A 20,842-nucleotide genomic window follows, 5' to 3' on the forward strand; every position below is an offset into this window, starting at 1 on the left:
CCGCCAAGAACAATAAGGAAAACGCCATGCCGTACTTCCCCGGTATCGAGAAGGTTCGCTTCGAAGGCCCAGACAGCGACAATCCCCTCGCCTTTCGCCATTACGATGCCAACAAGCTGATCCTCGGCAAACCCATGCGCGAACACCTGCGCATGGCCGTCTGTTATTGGCACACCTTTGTATGGCCGGGCGCGGATGTGTTTGGCTCAGGCACGTTCAAGCGGCCGTGGCAGCGCAGCGGTGATCCGATGGAGGTCGCCATTGGCAAGGCTGATGCGGCCTTCGAGTTCTTCGCCAAGCTGGGCGTCGATTACTACAGTTTTCACGACACCGATGTGGCACCCGAGGGCAGCTCGCTCAAGGAATACCGCAACCACTTTGCGCAGATGGTCGACCATCTGGAGCGCCATCAGGAGCAGAGCGGCATAAAGCTGCTGTGGGGCACCGCCAATTGCTTCAGCAATCCGCGCTTCGCCGCTGGCGCCGCGAGCAACCCGGACCCCGAGGTGTTTGCCTGGGCCGCCGCCCAGGTGTTCAGTGCGATGAACGCCACGCTGCGCCTCAAGGGCTCCAACTATGTGCTGTGGGGCGGCCGTGAAGGCTATGAAACCCTGCTCAACACCGACCTAAAACGCGAGCGTGAACAGCTCGGCCGTTTCATGCGCATGGTGGTGGAGCACAAGCACAAGATCGGCTTCAAGGGCGACCTGTTGATCGAGCCCAAGCCCCAGGAGCCGACCAAGCATCAGTACGATTACGACAGCGCCACGGTGTTCGGCTTCCTGCACGAGTACGGCCTGGAGCATGAGATCAAGGTCAATATCGAGGCCAACCACGCAACGCTGGCCGGGCACAGTTTTCATCATGAAATCGCGACGGCCGTGTCACTGGGCATTTTCGGCAGTATCGACGCCAACCGTGGCGACCCGCAGAACGGCTGGGACACCGACCAGTTTCCCAACAGCGTCGAGGAAATGACCCTGGCCACCTACGAAATCCTCAAGGCTGGCGGATTCCGTAACGGCGGCTATAACTTTGATTCCAAGGTGCGCCGTCAGAGCCTGGATGAAGTGGACCTGTTCCACGGGCATGTCGCGGCCATGGACGTGCTGGCCCTGTCGCTCGAACGGGCGGCGGCGATGGTGCAGAACGACACGCTGCAGCAGTTCAAGGATCAGCGTTATGCCGGCTGGCAACAGCCGCTTGGCCAGGCAGTGCTGGCCGGTGAATTCAGCCTTGAGTCGCTGGCCGAGCACGCGTTCACCCATGAGCTCAACCCGCAGGCGGTAAGTGGGCGGCAGGAGATGCTGGAGGGTGTGGTCAACCGGTTTATCTATCGGTGAAGTTTGGCTTCTGTGGTGAGCCTGCTTCTGTGGCAAGCAGGTTCATTGTGGCGAGCGGGCTTGCCCCGCGTTGGGGTGCGAAGCGCCCCCAATCCAGCAAAACGCGGTGTACCTGATACGGCTCAGCGCCTGGTTTTGGGGCTGCTGCGCAGCCCAACGCAGGACAAGCCTGCTCGCCACAGGGGAATCTGCGCTTAACTGAACGGCATTAGGGCTTGCCCGCTCGCCACAGAGGCCCGCTCGCCACAATCAGTACTGTGTTTGCCTAGAGTCTTCCAACAACAATAAAAGGACGCACCATCATGAAGTCATTCAAACGTACTTTGCTTGCCGCCACCCTGGCGGTGCTCGCCCTGCCGGTGATGGCAGACCCCGCCCACCCGAAAATCGGCTTTTCCATTGACGACCTGCGCCTGGAGCGCTGGTCTCGCGACCGTGATTATTTCGTGGCGGCGGCGGAAAAACTCGATGCCAAGGTGTTTGTGCAATCGGCCGATGCCAATGAGCAAAAGCAGATTTCGCAGATCGAAAACCTGATCTCCCGGGGCGTCGATGTGATCGTGATCGTGCCGTTCAACGCCACGGTGCTGACCAACGCGGTCGCCGAGGCCAAGAAGGCCGGGATCAAGGTGGTTTCCTATGACCGTCTGATTCTTAACGCGGACATTGACGCCTACATCTCCTTCGATAACGAAAAAGTCGGCGAGATGCAGGCCAGCGGCGTGCTGCAGGCGGCGCCCAAGGGCAATTACTTCCTGCTCGGCGGCGCCCCCACCGACAACAACGCCAAGGTGCTTCGCGAAGGCCAGATGAAGGTACTGCAACCGGCCATCGACAAAGGCGATATCAAGATTGTCGGCCAGCAGTGGGTCAAGGAGTGGAACCCTACCGAAGCCCTGAGCATCGTCGAGAATGCCCTGACCCGGAACGACAACAAGATCGACGCCATCGTCGCCTCCAACGACGCCACCGCTGGCGGCGCCATCCAGGCCCTGGCCGCACAGAAGCTGGCGGGCAAGGTGCCGATCTCCGGGCAGGACGCCGACCTCGCCGCAATCAAGCGTGTGATCGACGGCACCCAGACCATGACGGTGTACAAGCCGCTCAAACTGATCGCCACCGAAGCCGCCAAACTCTCGGTGCAACTGGCCCGCAGCGAAAAACCGGCCTACAGCTCGCAGTACGACAATGGCAGTAAAAAGGTCGACACCATTTTGCTGACACCGACCCCGCTGACCAAGGCCAACGTGGACCTGCTGGAGAAGGACGGCTTTTACACCAAAGAGCAGATCGGCGGGCAATGACCGTCATGCCCGACTACCTGCTGCAAATGAACGGCATCGTCAAACGCTTTGGCGGTGTCAATGCGCTGAACGGCATTGATCTCAAGGTACGCCCCGGCGAGTGCGTGGGCCTGTGCGGCGAGAACGGTGCCGGCAAATCCACGCTGATGAAGGTGCTGTCGGCGGTCTATCCGCACGGCACCTGGGAGGGCGAAATCCTCTGGGACGGGCAGCCGCTGCAGGCCCAATCCATCCGCGAGACGGAAGCCGCCGGCATCGTCATCATCCACCAGGAACTGACGCTGGTGCCGGACCTTTCGGTGGCCGAGAACATCTTCATGGGCCACGAACTGACCCTGCCCGGCGGGCGCATGAACTACCCGGCGATGCTGCACCGCGCCGAAGCGCTGATGCGTGAACTGAAAGTGCCGGACATGAACGTGGCGCTGCCGGTGTCGCAGTATGGCGGCGGCTATCAGCAACTGGTGGAGATCGCCAAGGCCCTCAACAAACAGGCGCGTCTGTTGATTCTCGACGAGCCCTCCTCGGCCTTGACCCGCTCGGAAATCGAAGTGCTGCTCGACATCATCAAGGGGCTCAAGGCCAAGGGCGTGGCCTGCGTGTACATCTCCCACAAGCTCGATGAAGTGGCGGCCGTGTGCGACACCATTGCGGTGATCCGCGACGGCAAGCACATCGCAACCACGGCCATGGCCGACATGGATATCCCGCAGATCATCACGCAGATGGTCGGGCGCGAAATGAGCAACCTCTACCCCGCCAGACCTGACGGGGTGGGCGAAGTGATCTTCGAGGCGCGCCACGTCACCTGCTACGACGTGGACAACCCCAGGCGCAAGCGCGTCGATGATATTTCCTTCGTGCTCAAGCGGGGTGAAATCCTCGGCATCGCAGGTCTTGTGGGCGCCGGGCGCACGGAGCTGGTGTCGGCGCTGTTCGGCGCCTACCCCGGCCGCTACAGCGCCGAGGTGTGGCTGGACGGGAACGTGATCGACACGCGCACGCCGCTCAAATCGATTCGCGCCGGGCTGTGCATGGTGCCCGAAGACCGCAAGCGCCAGGGCATCATTCCCGACCTGGGCGTGGGTCAGAACATCACCCTGGCGGTGCTCGACACCTACGCGCACCTGACGCGCATCGATGCCGAGGCCGAACTGGGCAGCATCGACCAGCAGATCGCGCGCATGCACCTGAAAACCGCCAGCCCGTTCTTGCCGATCACCAGCCTCTCCGGCGGCAACCAGCAAAAGGCGGTGCTGGCGAAAATGCTGATGGCCAAACCCAAGGTGCTGATCCTCGACGAGCCCACACGCGGGGTGGACGTGGGCGCCAAATATGAGATCTACAAACTGATGGTCGCCCTCGCGGCCGAGGGCGTGGCAATCATCATGGTGTCGTCGGAACTGGCCGAAGTGCTGGGGGTGTCGAACCGCGTGCTGGTGATCGGCGACGGCCAGCTGCGCGGCGACTTCGTCAACCAAGGCCTCACCCAGGAACAGGTGCTCGCCGCTGCGCTCAGCCAACACAATAATGATCGGAAGACCGCTTAGATGAATCAGGTCAAACAGCTTTTTACCCGCTACAAAATGCTCGCGCTGGTGATCGCCGTGGCGTTCATCTGGCTGTTTTTCAGTTGGCAGACCGAGGGCGGTTTTCTCACGCCGCGCAACCTGTCCAACCTGCTGCGGCAGATGTCGATCACCGGGATTCTGGCGTGCGGCATGGTGCTGGTGATCATCAGCGGCGAGATCGATTTGTCGGTGGGCTCGTTGCTCGGGTTGCTGGGCGGGCTGGCGGCGATTCTCGACGTGGTGTACCACGTCCCGCTGCTGGCCAACCTGAGCCTGGTGGCGTTGTGCGGGTTGATGATCGGCCTGGCTAACGGCTACATGACGGCGTATCTACGCATCCCTTCGTTCATCGTCGGTCTGGGCGGCATGCTGGCGTTTCGCGGGATTTTGCTGGGGATCACCGGCGGCACCACCATTGCGCCGGTGTCGCCGTCGCTGGTGTATGTGGGCCAGGGTTATCTGCCGCATGCGGTGGGAGTCGGGCTGGGGATTTTGCTGTTTGCACTCACCGTGTTTCTCACCTGGAAGCAACGGCGCAATCGCGCGCTGCACGGCCTGGCCGCGCATTCGCGGGTGCGTGACGGGCTGCGTGTGGTGCTGATCGGCGCGGTGCTGGCCGGGTTCGTCACCACCCTCAACAGCTACGACGGCATCCCGGTGCCGGTGCTGCTGTTGCTGGCGCTGCTCGGGGTGTTCAGCTACGTCACCAGCCAGACCGTGTTCGGCCGCCGGGTGTATGCAGTGGGCAGCAACATGGAGGCCACGCGGTTGTCGGGCATCAATGTGCAGGCGGTGAAGCTGTGGATCTTCGGCATCATGGGGGTGATGTGCGCCCTCGCCGGCCTGGTCAATACCGCGCGCCTGGCGGCCGGCTCGCCGTCGGCGGGGAATATGGGAGAGCTGGATGCGATTGCCGCGTGCTTTATCGGCGGGACGTCGATGCGCGGCGGTTCGGGCACGGTGTACGGCGCGCTGCTGGGAGCGCTGGTGATTACCAGCCTGGATAACGGCATGTCGATGCTGGACGTGGACAGTTACTGGCAGATGATCGTCAAGGGCAGCATATTGGTGTTGGCGGTGTGGGTGGATGTGAGCACACGCACGGGGCGGCGCTGAACCCCAGTCTCACTACTACCACATAACCCTGTGGGAGGGGGCTTGCCCCTCCCACATTTGACTGCATTTCAAGGCGTGTTCCGAGTGGTCTCCCTATTCAAACGCCTGGCGATTCTCCGGGGTGATCAACTTGAACGGCACCCACACCACCGTCGACTCCAGCACTTCGCCGCGCACCAGGCGCAGCGCGGTGTCCACGGCGCCACTGGCCTGGCCGGCGGCATCCTGGAACACGCTGACCGCCATCTTGCCCTCGGCCATCAATTTCAACCCGTCCGGTGTGCCGTCGATGCCGCCAACCCAATAGTCCCTGGCCTGCTTGCCGGCCTTTTCCAGCCCCATGATCGCGCCGATCGCCATTTCGTCGTTATTGGCCGCAATGATCGAAAAATCAACACCCTGCTTGAGCCAATCGATGACAATCGTGGCGGCCTGGCTACGTTCCCAGTTACCGACCTTTTTCTGTACCACTTTCATATCCGGGTACTTGGCGACGACTTTTTCCACATCCTCGGTGCGCATCAGGGAAGACGCGTTGGCTGGGTCGCCCACCAGAATCACTACGTTGCCTTTATAACCGGCACGGCGCGCCAACTCTTCCATCTGCAAAGTGCCCGACTCCAGTTCGTTGGAGCCGACGAACGCGGTCTGCGCCGGCCACTTTTCCGGGTTCGGGTTGCGGTTGACGAATACCAGCGGGATCTTGGCCTCTGAAGCCAACTGCATCATTTGCGCTGCACTTTTGCCGTCAACCATCGCGATGATGATCGCATCCACCTTGGAATTGACCAGATTGCGAAATTGGCGCATCTGCAAATCAATACTGTCTTTGCCATTTTCCATAAAGATATCGGCATTCATGACGCTGGCCTGTTGCTGCACACCATTGCGCAGCAGGGTCTGGAAGTTATCGTCGTATTTTGCCATCCCCACGCCCAGCAAGGGCGTGGCGGCCTGGGTGAGGCCCGGGACGAACAGCGTCGCGCCCAGCGCGAGCATTAACCATGCTTTCATGTTCTGACTCCTGCGGCTCAAACGCTGAAATGATGGAGCAGCTCGCGCTGCACTTTAGCCATGTCCGACAGTTCCTGGCTGCTGATGGCGGACTGCTCCGCACCGCTGGCGGTCTGTTGGGCCGAATCGTTGATCTGAATGACCATCCGACTGGTTTCCTGCACCGTGGCACTTTGCTGCTCGGTGGCGGCGGCAATCTGAATATTCATGTCGCGGATGCTGTCGACCGCGCCGCTCATGGAGAGCAACAGGTCACCGGCGCCCGAGGCCAGCGACACGCATTGACTGGACTGCACCTGACTTTCATTCATGACGTGCACCACCGAATGAATTTTTTCCTGCATGAGCCCGATCATGTCCTGAATTTCGCTGGTCGAGGTCTGCGTACGGCTGGCCAGGGAGCGCACTTCATCGGCCACAACCGCAAACCCACGCCCTTGCTCGCCGGCACGGGCCGCTTCAATCGCCGCATTCAGGGCCAGCAGATTGGTCTGTTCGGCGATGGTGCGAATGGCCACCACAATGCCCTCGATGTTCTGCCCGTACTTCTGCAACTCATCGGTCACCTGCGTGGCTTTGTTCACCTGCTCGGCCTGCTGGCGGATATTGACGATGGTCTCCGCCACGCGCTCCTGCACCCGGTGCGTGAGATCACTCGTGTCGTCCACCGCCTGGCGCGTGTCCTGCGCGCGCCGCGCAACCTCTTCGACCGTGCTTTCCATCTGTGTCATGGCCGAAGCGGCCGATTGCAAGCGGTCCTTCTGCTCATCCACCACGCGGGTGGTCTGCTCGCTGTTCAAGGCGTTGCTTCCAGCGGTGACGGCCAGCGCATCGGCAGAGCTGATCAATTCACGGAAGGTCTTCTGCAGGGCTTTGGTCAATTCGTTCAGATAACCGCCCAACTCACCGAACTCATCCTTACGGCTGACATCGAAACTGACCCGCATGTCCCCGGCGGTAAGTGTCTTGAGTACATCGCGAAAGGCCGCCAACGGACGCCGCAAGCTGAAAGCGACCCACGTACCAATCGCCAACGCTGCCAGCACCGCCAGCACGCACGCGATCAACAGCAAGCTGCGGCTGGTGCCAATCGTGGCATTGGCCGAGTGACTGGCCTGGTTGGCGACCTCCAGGGACTGGCTGCCAAACTCGCCAATTCGCTCCAGGGTGGCCTTGAGCGCCGCGTCCACGGCATCGCGTTGCTGCTGCACTTGCGCTGCCAGTTTCGCCTCCACCTGATAGGCCTGGAACAGACCGTCAGGGGCGGTCAGGTCCGTGAGCAGGCGATTGACCATGACGCCGGCAATCCGGCCGACTCTCGGATCAATCGCCGTCAGGGCCTGGGCGCGCGTGCTGATCACTTCGTCCTGCAGGTTGAGCACGCGCTGTAATTTATCAATGGCGGGCGTGACGGAATGAGCCGCGAAGCCATCGTAGGATTTGTTGACTTCCAACAGCAGTTTTTCTGCGGCCGCCACCTGCTGCGGCTCGCCGGCACTGCGCGCCTGCGCGATGTAATCACGCAGATAGCTGGTCAACTGCATCGCCTGCGCACTGCTGTAGCCTTGCAGTTTGCGGGTCAGTACCCACTGCTGCACATGCTGCAAGTGAGACGTCATCAACGCCTGCGCCTGTTCGGCGTAGGCCCCTACCTGTTGACGCTGCTGCGCCAGATTCGCCCGCAACGCCTCATGCTCGCCGGTATAGGCCAGGGTGCTGTCGAGTAATTGGTTGAACAGGGTGATGCTCTCGGTAAACGGGCGCTTGCCGTCCTCGATCTGCTTGGGGTCGGTGCTGATCTGAATGGCCAGCAACGCCTGGTTGGCGCGCAGGATGTGCACGTACAACTCACTGGCGGCCCGGCTCAAGGGTGCCGATTGGCCGGTGATGGTGGACAAGCGACTGCTGATGGACTGCGTGTTCTGATAGCTGATCCCTGCCATGATCAGCAGCAACAGCACCAACACCGCAAATCCACCGATCACGCGCTGCAATATGGTCATGGCTACCCCTTTTTGATTTTTATTCGTTGGCCTGAACGACGACCAGGCGTGCACCTAGTGGCTGTATCGGCCCGGCGGGCGGGGACTTGAGCGCTGAAGACGGATTGAAAAGCGGTAAAAAAAAGTGGGAAGGAGCAAGCCCCCTCCCACCGTTGGATCGGTTTACACCTGATGAGTCAGGCCGATTTTTACACGGCGGTCACGGGTTCAACACCACATCGCGCATCGCGGGGATGTAACCGTAGTCGTAAGCCTCCTGCACAAACGAGCGATCGCCCTTCAATACAATCCTCACCGTGGGCGCTTCGGTGCCGCCGATGCGGAAGTCGTCACCGGTGGTGGGCACGCTTTCGATAAAGGACGTCACCAGGCCATTGGGCATCACGCAATGAGAATAGGTCTGGAACGGCTGCGACGGTGGATTGCCTAGCACCAGCCCGGAGGCGTTCATCGGCGTGTAAGGGCCAAACAGGCGGTCGCCGACAAAACCGTAGACGCCATCAGGGCCGGTCACCCCATCCGCGTAGGTGAATTTATGACTGATGGTGAACAGGTAGTATTTGCCGTCCTGGAACACATAATGCGGCCGCTCGGTTTGATCGTTCACCCCCACGGCAGTGACCAGCGGCGGCAGGATTTCCCATTCGTCGCCGGCAAGGTCCTTGGCGACGGCGAGGCCGATGCAGCCGACCTGATAGCGCGCACCCCCCACGCCCTCGTGCCCAGGCGGCACCAGGCCCAGCTCATTCGGGCCCACGTCGTGGGTGCCGCGTTCGCCGGCGACGTTGCCTTCAAACACCATATACAACTTGCCATCCACCGGGTCGATAAACGGGCTGGGGTCGCGAAAGTTCCAGGTCGAGTTCTGCGCTTCGGTCTGGTAATAAGTGCCGTCTGCCTCGAATAGCGCCTTGACCTGGGTGAAGCCGCGTAGCTCCACACCGTTATCGGACGTGACGATTTGGCCTCTGACCTTGGCGATGGTCGCACCTGGGGTGACGCAGGTGTAATACAGGTCGATGTCGCCGTTGTTATTGAGCAGGATCGGGGTGCCGGCCCATTCACGCGTGGTCGGTGATACCCCTTCGCCCATGACCCGGCCACCGAAGATCCAGTCCTTGCCGGTGCGCGAGTACCAGTAGCAGATGCGCGCATGGCCATGGCGATCTTCCCAATCGCGCTTGATGTCGTAACGGCCGTCGGCATTGATGAACTGTGGATCGTGGGGACGACGGTCAGCCGTCAGGGTGAAAATGACGGACCAGCCGTTGACCGAAACCACCGTGCCATCCAGCGTGCGCAACGGCATGGTGTCCCAAATAAAGACCTTGTCGCTCATCACTGGAAAGTCGGCAGGCACCAACGGCTGGGTGGTGGTCGGGTCGTTTTCGTTGACTTTGAGCGCATCGGCGCGCGTCCAGCGAGTGGGGATGATCGTTGTGTGTTTCATCGTTAAGTCCTTTTAATCGTGGTGAATTAATCCATTACTGCACACAGTGCCTGGCGTGGCTGACGTGACCCTTCCTGGGTGATCAGCACTTAAATACTGTGCTTATATACAGTATTCGGCGTTCGCCACGCCGTCAACCCTTGCGCCAAAAAAATGTGGGAGGGCGCTTGCTCCCGATGGCGGTCTGTCAGTCATGCCGATGTCGACTGATTTACCGCTATCGGGAGCAAGCCTCCTCCCACATGGGTCCTGGAGTGCCTGTTGAATCCTATTTAGAGACCGGCATCGCAAACTCCGCGCCCTGCTCGATGCTCTCTGACCAGCGCTGCATGATCGACTTCTGTTTGGTGTAGAAGCGCACGCCCTCAGTGCCGTAGGCATGCATGTCGCCAAACAGGCTTTTCTTCCAGCCGCCGAACCCGTGCCACGCCATCGGCACCGGGATCGGCACATTGATGCCGACCATGCCCACTTCGATGCGCCGCGCGAACTCACGGGCGATGTTGCCGTCGCGGGTGAAGCAGCTCACGCCGTTGCCGAATTCGTGGTCGTTGACCAGTTGCACGGCTTCGGCGAAGTCATTGACCCGCACGCAGGCCAGCACCGGGCCGAAGATTTCTTCGCGGTAGATGCTCATCTCTTTGGTCACGTGATCGAACAGCGTCGCGCCGAGCCAGAAACCGTTTTCCAGGCCGGGTTCGGAGGGCACGTAGTCACGGCCGTCGAGCAGCAACCGGGCGCCGGCCTGCACGCCCTGTTCGATGTAGCCACTGATGCGTTCCAGCGCCGCACGGGAAACAATCGGGCCCATTTCGGCCTTGAGGTCGCGGCCATCGGTGATGCGTAACTGCCTGGCACGTTCGGTCAGCGCGGTGACCACTTTATCGCCCACATCGCCCACCAGCACCGCCACGGAGATGGCCATGCACCGCTCGCCGGCACTGCCGTAGGCGGCGCCCATCAATGCGTCGACGGTTTTTTCAATATCGGCGTCGGGCATCACCACCATGTGGTTTTTCGCACCGCCCAGGCCCTGCACGCGCTTGCCGTTGCGCGCGCCGGTCTCGTAGATGTAGTGGGCAATCGGCGTTGAGCCGACAAAGCTCACGGCCTTGACGTCCGGGTGTTCAAGCAGCGCGTCCACCGCTTCCTTGTCGCCCTGCACCACGTTGAACACGCCCTGGGGCAAGCCGGCTTCGCGCAGCAGCTCGGCCATGAACAGCGAGGCGCTCGGGTCGGTGGGGCTGGGTTTGAGGATGAAGGTGTTGCCGGCGGCAATGGCGATCGGGTACATCCACATTGGCACCATCACCGGAAAATTGAACGGCGTCACGCCCGCCACCACGCCCAGGGGCTGGCGCAGGGTCCAGTTGTCCATGCCGCGGGACACTTGGTCGGAGTGTTCACCCTTGAGCAGATTCGGAATGCCACAGGCGAATTCGAGAATGTCGATACCACGGTCGACTTCGCCCTGGGCATCGGTGAACACCTTGCCGTGCTCGGCAACGATGATGCTGGCCAGCTCGTCCTTGCGCTCACGCAGCAGGTGCAGGTACTGAAACAACACGCGGGCGCGGCGGATCGGCGGCGTGTCGGCCCAGTCGGCAAAGGCGGCCTGGGCGGCGGCAACGGCTTCGCCCACGGTGTCGCGACTGGCCAGGGCGACGCGGCCGGTCACTTCGCCGGTGGCCGGGTTATAGACGTCCTGATAGCGATCATCGCGGCTGACGCGCTGGTCGTTGATGTAATGCTCAAGGGTGGTAATCATGGCAGCGGATCCCGGGTCGGTTAGCGTCGGCACCTACCATAGGCTTCCGCTTTGTTCCAAACCAGAGCAGAATCCAGAACTGATTGTGCACACAGGCGAACAATTGCCCCATGGAAAAAACCGAAATCGAAGGCCTGTGGACCCATATCCGCTGGCTCTCCGTGCTGGAAGAGCATGGCACCTACACCGCCGCCGCTGCGCGCCTGGGCGTAAGCAAATCGGCGGTGAGCCAACGCATTTCCGAGCTGGAAGCCGCCACCGGCACCCGCCTGGTCACCCGCACCACACGCAGCGTGCGGCTCACCGACGCGGGGCGGTCACTGACCCGTGAAGTGCGCAGCGCCTACGAGCACATCGCCCGCAGTTTTTCCTCGGTGCGCGATTGGGCAGGAGAAATTCGCGGCCTGGTGCGCCTCACCGCGCCGGTCGCATTCGCGCGCCAGCAACTGGTGCCGCACCTGCCCGAATTCCTGCGTCAGCACCCACAGGTTCGCATTCAGCTGGACGTGTCCGATGCCTTGAGCTCACTCGCCGCCGAAGGCTATGACCTGGCCGTGCGCCACGGCTTCCAGGTGCCGGAAACCCATGTCGCCTGGAAACTCTGCGACACCACCTCGGTGCTGGTCGCCACCCAGGACTATCTGCACCGCCACGGCGAACCCCGCGAACCCGCCGACCTCATTGCCCACAACTGCCTCTACTATCCGCGCGGCGCCGACCAGCCCGCGTGGACCTTCGAGCGCGGCGTTAAAAAGACAGAACGCGTCACCGTGCCCATTGCCGGCAGTTTCTCCACCAATAACAGCGAGGCACTGCGTGACTCGGCGCTCAATCACCTGGGCATCGCCCTGCTTCCGGATTTCAGCGCCCACGCGGCGCTGGCCAGCGGTACGCTGACGCAAGTGCTCAAGGGATGGCGATTGAAAGGCGCATTCGCCGATGAAATCCACTTGATACGGCCGTATTCGCCCCATGTGCCGAAGGCGGTGAGTGCATTGGTGCTTTTTTTGAAAGAGCAGCTGTCGGCAGGCTTTGGTCCTGGTGGTGACGCTGAGCGGCAGGTTGCGAAGAAATCCGATTGAATATTTTTTGAAAATGCTGCGATGCGTAGGATATTTCACACAGTTTTCACAGGCGGACACTTAAGCTCCACTCAGCTCCTAAGTGAACACCTTTTAAGCCCGCGCCCCCATCGTGGGCTTTTCTTTGTGTGGCGCAAAAAGCCCGGCTCAATGGCCGGGCTTCTTGTTAGGGAGCGGTACTCAATTGTCCGGGTGCTCACTCGCCACCGAGTCGGCCGCGTCCACGTCAGACATGTCTTCCTCGTCATCAGCCGGCAACGACTGCTCCGGGGCGTCCCGCTTGGGATCATGGCCAGTTTCACTGTCGGTGCCCCTGGTCACGGGCTGCTGTGAAATGTTGCCTGGGGCGTTCTCGTCGATTTCCATGCTGGCTCTCCGATTGGGCGTCCGGGATATCCGCGCTCGAACATGAGAAGCAATGTGGGCTGACAAGTGCCGCTTGATAGACGAACGGTGGCCTGTTCAGACCTTGCTCGGTCGGGAGACCTTGAAATAGATCTCTTCGTCCGGGTCATTCTGGAACAGGTCATCGGAAATGGCCCGACTGTCCAGCAATGCCTGCGCGTCCTCCCAGGACATCTTGACCACTGCCTGTTTTTTTCCGGTGACGACATAGACCACGTCCATGCCATGGTTAGCCAGCGCCGCCAGGTAATCGGCCTCAGGCATCGCCTCGCTGAGCTCGTAATGACGCTGTTCTGCCGTCGTGACGCCTCCCATTTCAGCCAGCTTCCGGAGGGTCAGGCCCATGCGCCGCCGCTCCTGTTTCAACCTCCGGCCGATCTCTTTCATCACACACCTCTGCCTGGCTGATTCGCCTGATGACTATTTTTGGTAGAAAAAGATGCGTGCCAAAAATTCAGTTTAATCGTCAGGCTCTGGCGTTAACGGCTTTATCAATCGGCGCTGTAGAAAATTTGAATTAGCGGGTTGTCCTCCCGGTCAAGAATTATGAACGCAGTCAATCTGACGAGGTGAGCGCAATGACTATCCAGGCAGAGACACTCGTACAACTGACCGAAGCGCTGCGCGAACGCGGCTTGAATCTGGTGTCGGATGTGCACTTTACCCGTGCGCCTTATCGGCACAATCACCGCTGGATATGCTCGGTGGAATGAAGGTCAGGTCGGACGTGCAGCAGCGTCATACAAAAACAAATGCCCCGACGAATCGGGGCATTTGCTGTGAGCCGGTGTAGACCGTGTTTTCACACCGCCCGCCCAGCGTTTTTTCACTTACTGCAAACTCACCTGACGCAGTTGCGGATCGCTGTCACTGCCGATCGTGATGCGTTTGGGCTTGGCCTCTTCAGGCACCACGCGCAGCAGATTGATGCTCAGCAACCCGTTGTTCAGCGAAGCCCCGCGCACCTCAATGTGATCGGCCAGGCGGAACGACAACCGGAAGGCTCGTTGAGCGATGCCCTGGTGCAGGTAAGTCACCTCTTTCTCGCTTTCACGTTTGTCACCGACAACCGTCAAAACGCCCTTCTCGACCTGGATATCCAGATCCGCTTCAGTGAGCCCGGCGACTGCAATGACAATGCGATATTCGTCATCACCGTGCTTTTCTACATTATGAGGCGGATAGGTATTCGGAGCCTCGCTGCGCAGCGCAGACTCAAACAGGTCGTTGAAACGATCAAAGCCCACCGACTGACGGAACAGAGGGGCCAGAGAAAGAGTAGTAGCCATTTTAAAATCTCCTGATTAGATCCAAGTGATTTAATGCGCGACCCTGATTCGGCGTCGCGTGAAGGGAATTTATGTGCGGGGTGGAAGATTTCAAGGGCCGGATTTGAAATTTTTTTAAGGGCACGTGGCCCTGCGCTGAAAATCCCGTAGCGCTCGTCGGCTCACCGGCCATCGGGGGAAAGGCCCGTTAAGCAAAATTAAATAAATCTTCATAAAGGGCTGAACGCCCTGTAAAGCAAGGGGTGTGTGGTTTTTCAATTAGTTGGCGAGCTGAATGTCGTCATGCCGACTATCAAGTTACCCGACTTGGCGCCGACTCACGGGCATCTCGAAATAAATCAAAGGCACACACCTGATGAGCGCAACATGGTTGGATAACCTGAAAGTCAGCAAGAAGCTCGGGTTGGGCTTCGCCGCTATTTTGCTGGGCGTGCTGACCGTCGCCGCAATCGGTTACTCCAGCACCAACCTGCTGATCGAGCGCCTTGGCAAGAGTGGCAAGGTCGCCGAGATCAAGGCTGATGTCCTCAACGCCCGCATCGCCGCACAGGCCTACGCCACCGGGCCGAGTGCTGCCGGCGTGCAAGCCTACAGCGGTGCGCTGGACAAGCTGAGCCGCAGTGTCGATGAGGGCATTGAGGTGTTCGACTTGTCGAGCAATCTGGCCAGGCTGCGTGACATCAAGGAGCAGGTTGGCGGCCTGAAGCAAACGTTTGATCAATTGGTCGGCATCAATCAGAAAATCGATGATGCCTTGAAACCCTTGATCAAGGTCTCGGACGAGGTCAGTGCCACGTTCGAAAACCTGCTGCAAAAGACCATTGACGACACCATGCGTGCTCCGGATGAGACCGGCATAAAGCAGGTCAAGATCGCGGGTGACTTGCGTAACGGCATGACCAACTTCCGGCTGGTGTTTCGCCGCTATCTGAGTATCCCCTCAGCCGATAACCGTCAAGCGACCTATAACTCTGCCGACGCACTGATCGCCCAGGTGGCGGCGGCCCGCAGCGAATTGCCAAGCCAGGCGAACGCCGCTGTAGATACCGCGCTGAACGCGCTCAAACAGTATAAGGTGCTGATGTCGTCGATCTCGGAAATGCTTCAGCAGGCCGATCAGGTTCGCGGCAACCTGCAAAAGCAATCCATCGCAACAGCGGTGGTGGCCGATGATTTGGCGGCACAGCAGATTGTTGGCGCTCAAAAAGAAAAGAACACCGCCGTCGTTCAGTTGCTGAGTGTCGCGCTGGTGGTCTTGCTGATGGGTATCTTTGCTGCGTTTCTGATCACCCGCCAGATAACCCTTCCATTGAATGATACGGTCATTGCCGCGCGCCGGATTGCTGACGGTGACCTGACGCAGGACACCCTCACCACCCGTCAGGACGAACTCGGCTTGTTGCAGAACACCATGCAGCACATGACCGTCTCCCTGCGCGGCCTGATCGGTGGCATCGGCAACGGTGTCACGCAGATCGCTACGGCGGCCGACCAATTGTCTGCTGTCAGCGAGCAAACCAGTGCGGGCGTCACCCTGCAAAAAAACGAAGTCGACCAGGTCGCCACCGCCATGAACGAAATGGCCTCCACGGTACAGGAAGTAGCGCGTAACACCGAAGACGCTTCGCGGGCTGCCAAACAGGCCAGCGAACGTGCGGCCCATGGCAGCAGTGTGGTGCAGCACGCCACGCGGGAAATTGGTCAGTTGGCCGGTGAAGTGAAGCAGTTGGGCGAAGCCATGCAGCGCCTGACCGAAGACAGCAGCAAGATCGGCAGCGTGATTGACGTGATCAAGGCCGTCGCCGAACAGACTAACCTGCTCGCGCTCAACGCCGCCATTGAGGCCGCGCGCGCCGGTGAGCAAGGTCGCGGTTTCGCCGTAGTCGCCGACGAAGTACGCTCGCTGGCACAGCGCACCCAGCACTCCACAACTGAAATCGAAGCGCTGATCCAGAGCCTGCAACAGGGCACAGGCGCCGCGTCAGGTTTGATGGATGCAAGCCTGCAACGCACCGAGGGCACCGTGGTGCTGGCGCGTCAGGCTGAACAGGCATTGGTTGAAATCAATCAGTCCATCGGCACGATTGAACAGATGAGCCAACAGATTTCAGCCGCTGCCGAACAACAGAGCGCAGTGGCCGATGAAATCAACCGCAGCGTACTAAGCGTGCGTGACATTGCCGAACAGTCTGCCTGCGCAACCGAGCAAAGCGCAGCATCGACTGCAGAGCTGGCACGCCTGGGCGGCGATTTGCAGAACATGGTGACGCGTTTCAAGATTTGAATATCCGGAGCCAGGCGCCTCGTGACGCGGTCACGAGGCGATCCACCGCTCTCGCGCCTGCACGACGCTGCACACTCCGACGGAGCCCCAGAAACGCAAAAGCCCCGCTTTCGCGAGGCTTCTGTGTAAATCTTGGCGGGAAACCAGGGATTCGAACTCTTATATAAGGTTCAACCCAATACCTCCTCAAAAGCCATTACGATAGCTTTAAGCTGCACCTTAGTCAACATCAATGAATCCGGGCTCTCTGCCAATGAAATATTACCGTAGCCCGTCGTCGCCCCAAAGTTTGCAAAGGTGCAACTCGTTGCATGTTAAGCGTTGCACCTTAACGAGGGGAGAAACTCAGGACAAAATACCTGAGCCAAGCCCGCCACCCGGTTCGGTCTGACGATCACTTGCGGTACTTTGCAGTCTCAGAGCGTGCTCGCATGAGGAGGCGGCTCCCAGAGTTGGAGGATCAGCATTGTGAAACTCTATGCTCACCGGCTGCCCACCGCATCGTAACCTCACCAAGGACTTGATCTACCGAAACACTACTCAAGTCACCACTCATGCTCTGCAATCGCTAACTCCACATTTTGTAATTTCGGCGTCGGTCTTTTACGGAAACTCGCACAATGGATAACCGGCCTCCGCTATAAATATAAATTGTTGACCGCCACTCAATTCAAAAGCAAAAGCCATCAACAAACTTTTAATCAATTGCATTCGAGGTAATCGCTGAGCAGCAACAACACTTAAAACTTAAGCAAAAAATAAAGTCCCCGCCACTAGAACTATACCGAAAAGCCAATAAAAAAAGCCGTGCCAGAAACTTTCTAAAAACTACAAAATCAAATTAAGAGTCTACTTTTAATATACTGTTAAAAGATTACCATACGCCGAGAAAAGTGCAAAAATACCTTGACGTCAGCGCAGCCACTCCTCTTAAATGGCAGCCCTCTCATGACGGTTATTGATGATGAGTCAAACAAAAGAAGATATGCAAAGCAAAGCGACCAGGCCTTTTAGTCGAGGTGAGCTGATGCAAATAAAAGAAACTCTCGAACAGAAAGGCTCGCTTACAGACCGGTTACTTTTCTCCCTAATGCTCACAGGCATGAGGCCCAGCGAATATTTGCCGATCAAATCGCGAGACTTAGTGCTTGGAGTCGAGAAAACAGTAAACTTCAGAGCAGTTTCACTGCCAAAGCAAGACATAGATCTTGCAGTAGAGATACTGAACCTGAGGAACAGCTCAAAGAACGACTACATTTTTCCCAGCGGCTCAGTTTCAAACTCTCCGATGAAGCCTGAAGAACTTCGTAAGAAGCTTGTGAGCTGGCTGAAGGCTGCGAACGTAAGCCATGGTGGACGCTCGCCACACGTCGTACGTCGTTCGGTAATTATAGCTAAGGCAGAAGCGGCGATGCAGGTATTCAAGCGTTTCAATCCTGCCATGGGCACAATCAGCCGGAACATGACCCATCACTACGCTATCAACAAGCGCCCGCCGCAAAACTAATACGAACAGTGAAAGGGCTAGACCGGGTCAAGCTTTTAAGCTTAAGGAATAGTCTTTAGTGGGGCTTACCTACCCGAAATTCTTGCCGAAAGACACCTGACAAGTTAGTCAATTGCCCACACCCCAAAAAATGGCGTCTTTCGCACCTCATAGCCCTGTTACGCCTACGCCTTAACTAAGAAGAAATGAATGAACAACCAACAAGCTGATTTAACTTTCGGACAGCCGTCACGAGGGAGACTGAATCCAACCAACCTGCTTCCATTTGAGCAATATGAAAACAACTGTGATATACCGCCCGAATGGATCGATCTTGAAGACGTTGAGTTAATCTGGTGGATTGTTGCCTCTAGAATTAGCAAGAAAGAGCTTAGAAATCGTTTAAGAAAGATTTCGGACAGCTACCAAGATTGCGGTTGTTTCGCATTCGCTGTAGTTGCGGACAGAGACGGTCGCGGGCGCTACCCCAGAGGGGTTGTCAATACTCTCAAATCAATTCTGAAACCACGCAAGCTGATGTGGCGGCACCCCACGGAAGATGTTCTCCGCATCCAAATGGTGATCTGGCATTTATGCATCTCTGCTGCGCTTGATTGGTGCCCTACTGAAGTTCTACCAATGAGACTTCAAAGCCTTAAATTTGAAAAAGCTTTGGACTGAGAATTGTAGAAGGCTAGATCGATATTTTCATAAAACGAAATCTTGCGGATCGTCGACACGGCAGACGTTCCTAGCCGCACTCTTCTTGACTCAAGCACCTCGAACTATCGGTAGCTTCTGGGAAAACCATTCCCTCGTTTCTTTAGACGCTATACCAATGATAAAGCATCAAAATACCACAGCAAATTCTGCCGCTAACTTCCAGCCATTACCAATCGATGTCTCGGCGCGCCACAGTGACGCCCCACATATAAATTGAAAATCCTTCGCCAAAACGGTATCCGACATGATTTATTCCCGCTGGCTTTATACCGAACATGAGCAGCCTCACAACGATGATGGTGAGGGCGCGTACACGATTTTTTCTACAAAGCAGTTATTCGGCTGTTGACTGCATGCCACTCGAGGTCGTGTGCATTCAGAGATTCGTAGTGCTCTGGGAAGGACAACCTGACACAAGGGTGATCGATTTGATCGAGCAGTCTATTACCTTGGCAGTTCTCTCCCCCGTGAAGCTTTTGCATGCGTCCAAAGGGACGCTTGTCGTGGTGTATGACTCCATGTTTGTCGGTGTGACTTATAAGTTGTTTCACCTCGCCTGGGCGAAAATTGCTGCCGGCGCGTTGTATGAGAATTGGACTGTCCTTCTAGTCAAAGATAAGGATGTCGGACGTGGCGTTGATGGAGGCAGGATTTTCAGACATTTTGCTCGTGACATCCTAGACAACAGCAAAGTCGGAATCGCTGAATTTACGCGTGATATGTTCCTTTTCAAAGATGACTGGTCGCCTGAAAATATCTACGGGCCGTCTCCTGCCGTGGAAGCGGACGCCTCCTCAGAGCAGCAGAGACATGAGCCAGACCTGTTCGACGATGACTTGGATTCGTGGCGCCAGTCGGCCAAGGCGTGCGACTGAACCGCGAGACAAGGTGAAGGATCGGTAGCAAGGACGACGTTCTAAATGTTCGAGCGGTAAAACCTTAATATGTCTCGCCAACAGCAACAGCTACTGATGGCATGGAACAAGCAGTTTCCCGTTACGCCCTGGGATCAGGAGCGAAATAAACGTGTCACCGCGATCACGGGGCATCCCAATCCTTTCGTGACTAAAGAACGGAGTTGGACTCAAGGCTATAAGCCGGTGGGTGACGGAGTGTTCATCGGCATTACGGCAAAGTCGGCGCAATCACCAAAAACAACAACCGCATCACGCTCTGAGTCAGCCGGGTACATCATTGGCAATAGTAAAAGCCACGTTTACCATCTACCTGAAGGTTGCCCAAGCTACGACAAGGTGTCCTCGAAGAACCAGGTAACCTTCGACTCAGAATCCGCTGCTAAATCTGCGGGCTACCGAAAGGCAGGGAACTGTAAATGAAACAGCAGACTGAATGACCACGACAAAAGAATCCACTGCCCCGTTCTTACAATCCGGCGACACGGCAGTTCTCTTCGACGGCACATGCAAGCTCTGCAACGGGTGGGCTAGGTTCATCATCCACTATGACAAGGCTCACCGAATTCAGCTCGCTGCGGTTCAGTCGCCTGAGGGCCAAGAGCTTTTGAGGTGGGCCGGACTGCCGCAGGACAAATTCAACACCATTGTTCTCATCTCAAACAACAAGGTGTCCATACGTTCTGAGGCGATGTTCGAAATTTTAGGTCGCCTAAATGCCCCGTGGCGCTGGCTCACTGCTGCACGTGTTGTACCAGCAGCCATGCGAGATTGGATGTACGACAAAATCGCGGTAAATCGCTATCGGTTGTTTGGTCAGTACGACTCCACCCACCTTCCAGCGGCAGATCACGATAAGCGCTTTTTGAAAGCAAACGTCGCAGTGGTTCACTAGACCTCAGATTCAGGCGTCAGGGTCGGTGATATATGATCGAACGCATGGTCTTTTCGTTATCCGCTTTACACACAACACGAATGCCTTCTATTGCTGAAGGGGGCATTCGCGTCCCTGCAGCATCTGAACAAAAAATCCTCGCTCCAGCTCAAGTTTCACCAAAACACACCGTTTTCAATTGTATATACACGGTGA

At 58.0% G+C, this 20,842-nt stretch carries 18 protein-coding genes and 3 pseudogenes; 13 read left to right on the forward strand and 8 right to left on the reverse strand.

The window, feature by feature from the left end:
* The first annotated feature begins 26 nt into the window (after positions 1 to 26).
* From xylA to TU75_RS15055, 4 genes are all read left to right on the forward strand, one after another.
* Complete coding sequence (xylA, locus tag TU75_RS15040; RefSeq protein ID WP_060549363.1) at positions 27 to 1,343, forward strand: xylose isomerase; 1,317 nt, start codon at positions 27 to 29, stop codon at positions 1,341 to 1,343.
* A 302-nt stretch (positions 1,344 to 1,645) separates the two neighbouring features.
* Positions 1,646 to 2,647, forward strand: a complete 1,002-nt coding sequence (gene xylF, locus TU75_RS15045; protein WP_003232188.1) for a D-xylose ABC transporter substrate-binding protein — start codon at positions 1,646 to 1,648, stop codon at positions 2,645 to 2,647.
* Positions 2,644 to 4,197 carry a D-xylose ABC transporter ATP-binding protein gene (xylG, locus tag TU75_RS15050; RefSeq protein WP_060549364.1) on the forward strand — a complete coding sequence of 518 codons (1,554 nt, stop codon included), beginning with the start codon at positions 2,644 to 2,646 and terminating at the stop codon, positions 4,195 to 4,197. The genes xylF and xylG overlap by 4 nt, the downstream gene beginning before the upstream one ends.
* The gene (locus TU75_RS15055; protein ID WP_003232185.1) at positions 4,198 to 5,334 is read left to right on the forward strand and encodes a sugar ABC transporter permease; all 1,137 of its coding nucleotides are present in this window, start codon (positions 4,198 to 4,200) and stop codon (positions 5,332 to 5,334) included.
* A gap of 93 nt (positions 5,335 to 5,427) precedes the next feature.
* Here the strand turns inward: TU75_RS15055 and TU75_RS15060 are convergent, their stop codons facing one another.
* From TU75_RS15060 to TU75_RS15075, 5 genes and pseudogenes are all read right to left on the reverse strand, one after another.
* Positions 5,428 to 6,348, reverse strand: a complete 921-nt coding sequence (locus TU75_RS15060) for a substrate-binding domain-containing protein (protein WP_060549365.1) — start codon at positions 6,346 to 6,348, stop codon at positions 5,428 to 5,430.
* 17 nt (positions 6,349 to 6,365) lie between these two features.
* The gene (locus TU75_RS28585; protein WP_413469481.1) at positions 6,366 to 7,079 is read right to left on the reverse strand and encodes a methyl-accepting chemotaxis protein; all 714 of its coding nucleotides are present in this window, start codon (positions 7,077 to 7,079) and stop codon (positions 6,366 to 6,368) included.
* Between the two features lie 144 nt (positions 7,080 to 7,223).
* Positions 7,224 to 8,351: pseudogene (locus TU75_RS28590) on the reverse strand (HAMP domain-containing protein); the annotation flags it as partial.
* Positions 8,352 to 8,550: 199 nt separating this feature from the next.
* Complete coding sequence (locus TU75_RS15070; protein WP_060549366.1) at positions 8,551 to 9,801, reverse strand: glycoside hydrolase family 68 protein; 1,251 nt, start codon at positions 9,799 to 9,801, stop codon at positions 8,551 to 8,553.
* A gap of 268 nt (positions 9,802 to 10,069) precedes the next feature.
* Positions 10,070 to 11,569, reverse strand: a complete 1,500-nt coding sequence (locus TU75_RS15075; protein WP_003232179.1) for a CoA-acylating methylmalonate-semialdehyde dehydrogenase — start codon at positions 11,567 to 11,569, stop codon at positions 10,070 to 10,072.
* A gap of 110 nt (positions 11,570 to 11,679) precedes the next feature.
* On the opposite strand from TU75_RS15075, the gene TU75_RS15080 reads away from it, so the two are divergent.
* Positions 11,680 to 12,651 (forward strand): LysR family transcriptional regulator, encoded by a 972-nt coding sequence (locus tag TU75_RS15080; protein WP_060549367.1) that lies wholly within the window; start codon positions 11,680 to 11,682, stop codon positions 12,649 to 12,651.
* A gap of 180 nt (positions 12,652 to 12,831) precedes the next feature.
* Here TU75_RS15080 and TU75_RS15085 read toward each other — a convergent pair whose 3' ends face one another.
* Positions 12,832 to 13,017 (reverse strand): hypothetical protein, encoded by a 186-nt coding sequence (locus TU75_RS15085; RefSeq protein WP_003232175.1) that lies wholly within the window; start codon positions 13,015 to 13,017, stop codon positions 12,832 to 12,834.
* Positions 13,018 to 13,113: 96 nt separating this feature from the next.
* Positions 13,114 to 13,443, reverse strand: a complete 330-nt coding sequence (locus tag TU75_RS15090; RefSeq protein WP_003232173.1) for a helix-turn-helix domain-containing protein — start codon at positions 13,441 to 13,443, stop codon at positions 13,114 to 13,116.
* 191 nt (positions 13,444 to 13,634) lie between these two features.
* Here TU75_RS15090 and TU75_RS28320 point away from each other — a divergent pair, with 191 nt between their 5' ends.
* Positions 13,635 to 13,769 carry a hypothetical protein gene (locus TU75_RS28320; RefSeq protein ID WP_256094241.1) on the forward strand — a complete coding sequence of 45 codons (135 nt, stop codon included), beginning with the start codon at positions 13,635 to 13,637 and terminating at the stop codon, positions 13,767 to 13,769.
* 117 nt (positions 13,770 to 13,886) lie between these two features.
* Here TU75_RS28320 and TU75_RS15095 read toward each other — a convergent pair whose 3' ends face one another.
* Positions 13,887 to 14,345: an Hsp20 family protein gene (locus TU75_RS15095; protein WP_003232172.1), complete on the reverse strand. Its 459-nt coding sequence runs from the start codon at positions 14,343 to 14,345 to the stop codon at positions 13,887 to 13,889.
* A 355-nt stretch (positions 14,346 to 14,700) separates the two neighbouring features.
* On the opposite strand from TU75_RS15095, the pseudogene TU75_RS28595 reads away from it, so the two are divergent.
* From TU75_RS28595 to TU75_RS15115, 7 genes and pseudogenes are all read left to right on the forward strand, one after another.
* Positions 14,701 to 15,723: pseudogene (locus TU75_RS28595) on the forward strand (methyl-accepting chemotaxis protein); the annotation flags it as partial.
* 201 nt (positions 15,724 to 15,924) lie between these two features.
* Complete coding sequence (locus tag TU75_RS28600) at positions 15,925 to 16,629, forward strand: methyl-accepting chemotaxis protein (protein ID WP_420875634.1); 705 nt, start codon at positions 15,925 to 15,927, stop codon at positions 16,627 to 16,629.
* Positions 16,630 to 17,590: 961 nt separating this feature from the next.
* Entirely contained in the window at positions 17,591 to 18,136 is a 546-nt protein-coding gene (locus TU75_RS15105; RefSeq protein WP_046485307.1) for a tyrosine-type recombinase/integrase, read from the forward strand.
* Positions 18,137 to 18,325: 189 nt separating this feature from the next.
* Complete coding sequence (locus tag TU75_RS27345; RefSeq protein WP_141719228.1) at positions 18,326 to 18,796, forward strand: hypothetical protein; 471 nt, start codon at positions 18,326 to 18,328, stop codon at positions 18,794 to 18,796.
* Positions 18,797 to 19,257: 461 nt separating this feature from the next.
* The gene (locus TU75_RS15110) at positions 19,258 to 19,713 is read left to right on the forward strand and encodes a hypothetical protein (RefSeq protein WP_231981947.1); all 456 of its coding nucleotides are present in this window, start codon (positions 19,258 to 19,260) and stop codon (positions 19,711 to 19,713) included.
* A pseudogene (locus TU75_RS26640) lies at positions 19,700 to 20,175 on the forward strand (endonuclease); the annotation flags it as partial. The gene TU75_RS15110 and the pseudogene TU75_RS26640, both read left to right, overlap by 14 nt.
* Before the next feature lie 13 nt (positions 20,176 to 20,188).
* The gene (locus tag TU75_RS15115) at positions 20,189 to 20,647 is read left to right on the forward strand and encodes a thiol-disulfide oxidoreductase DCC family protein (RefSeq protein ID WP_060549368.1); all 459 of its coding nucleotides are present in this window, start codon (positions 20,189 to 20,191) and stop codon (positions 20,645 to 20,647) included.
* Positions 20,648 to 20,842 lie beyond the last annotated feature (195 nt).

The sequence above is a fragment of the Pseudomonas poae genome (genome assembly GCF_001439785.1).
GTDB classification, from domain to species: Bacteria; Pseudomonadota; Gammaproteobacteria; order Pseudomonadales; family Pseudomonadaceae; genus Aquipseudomonas; species Aquipseudomonas poae.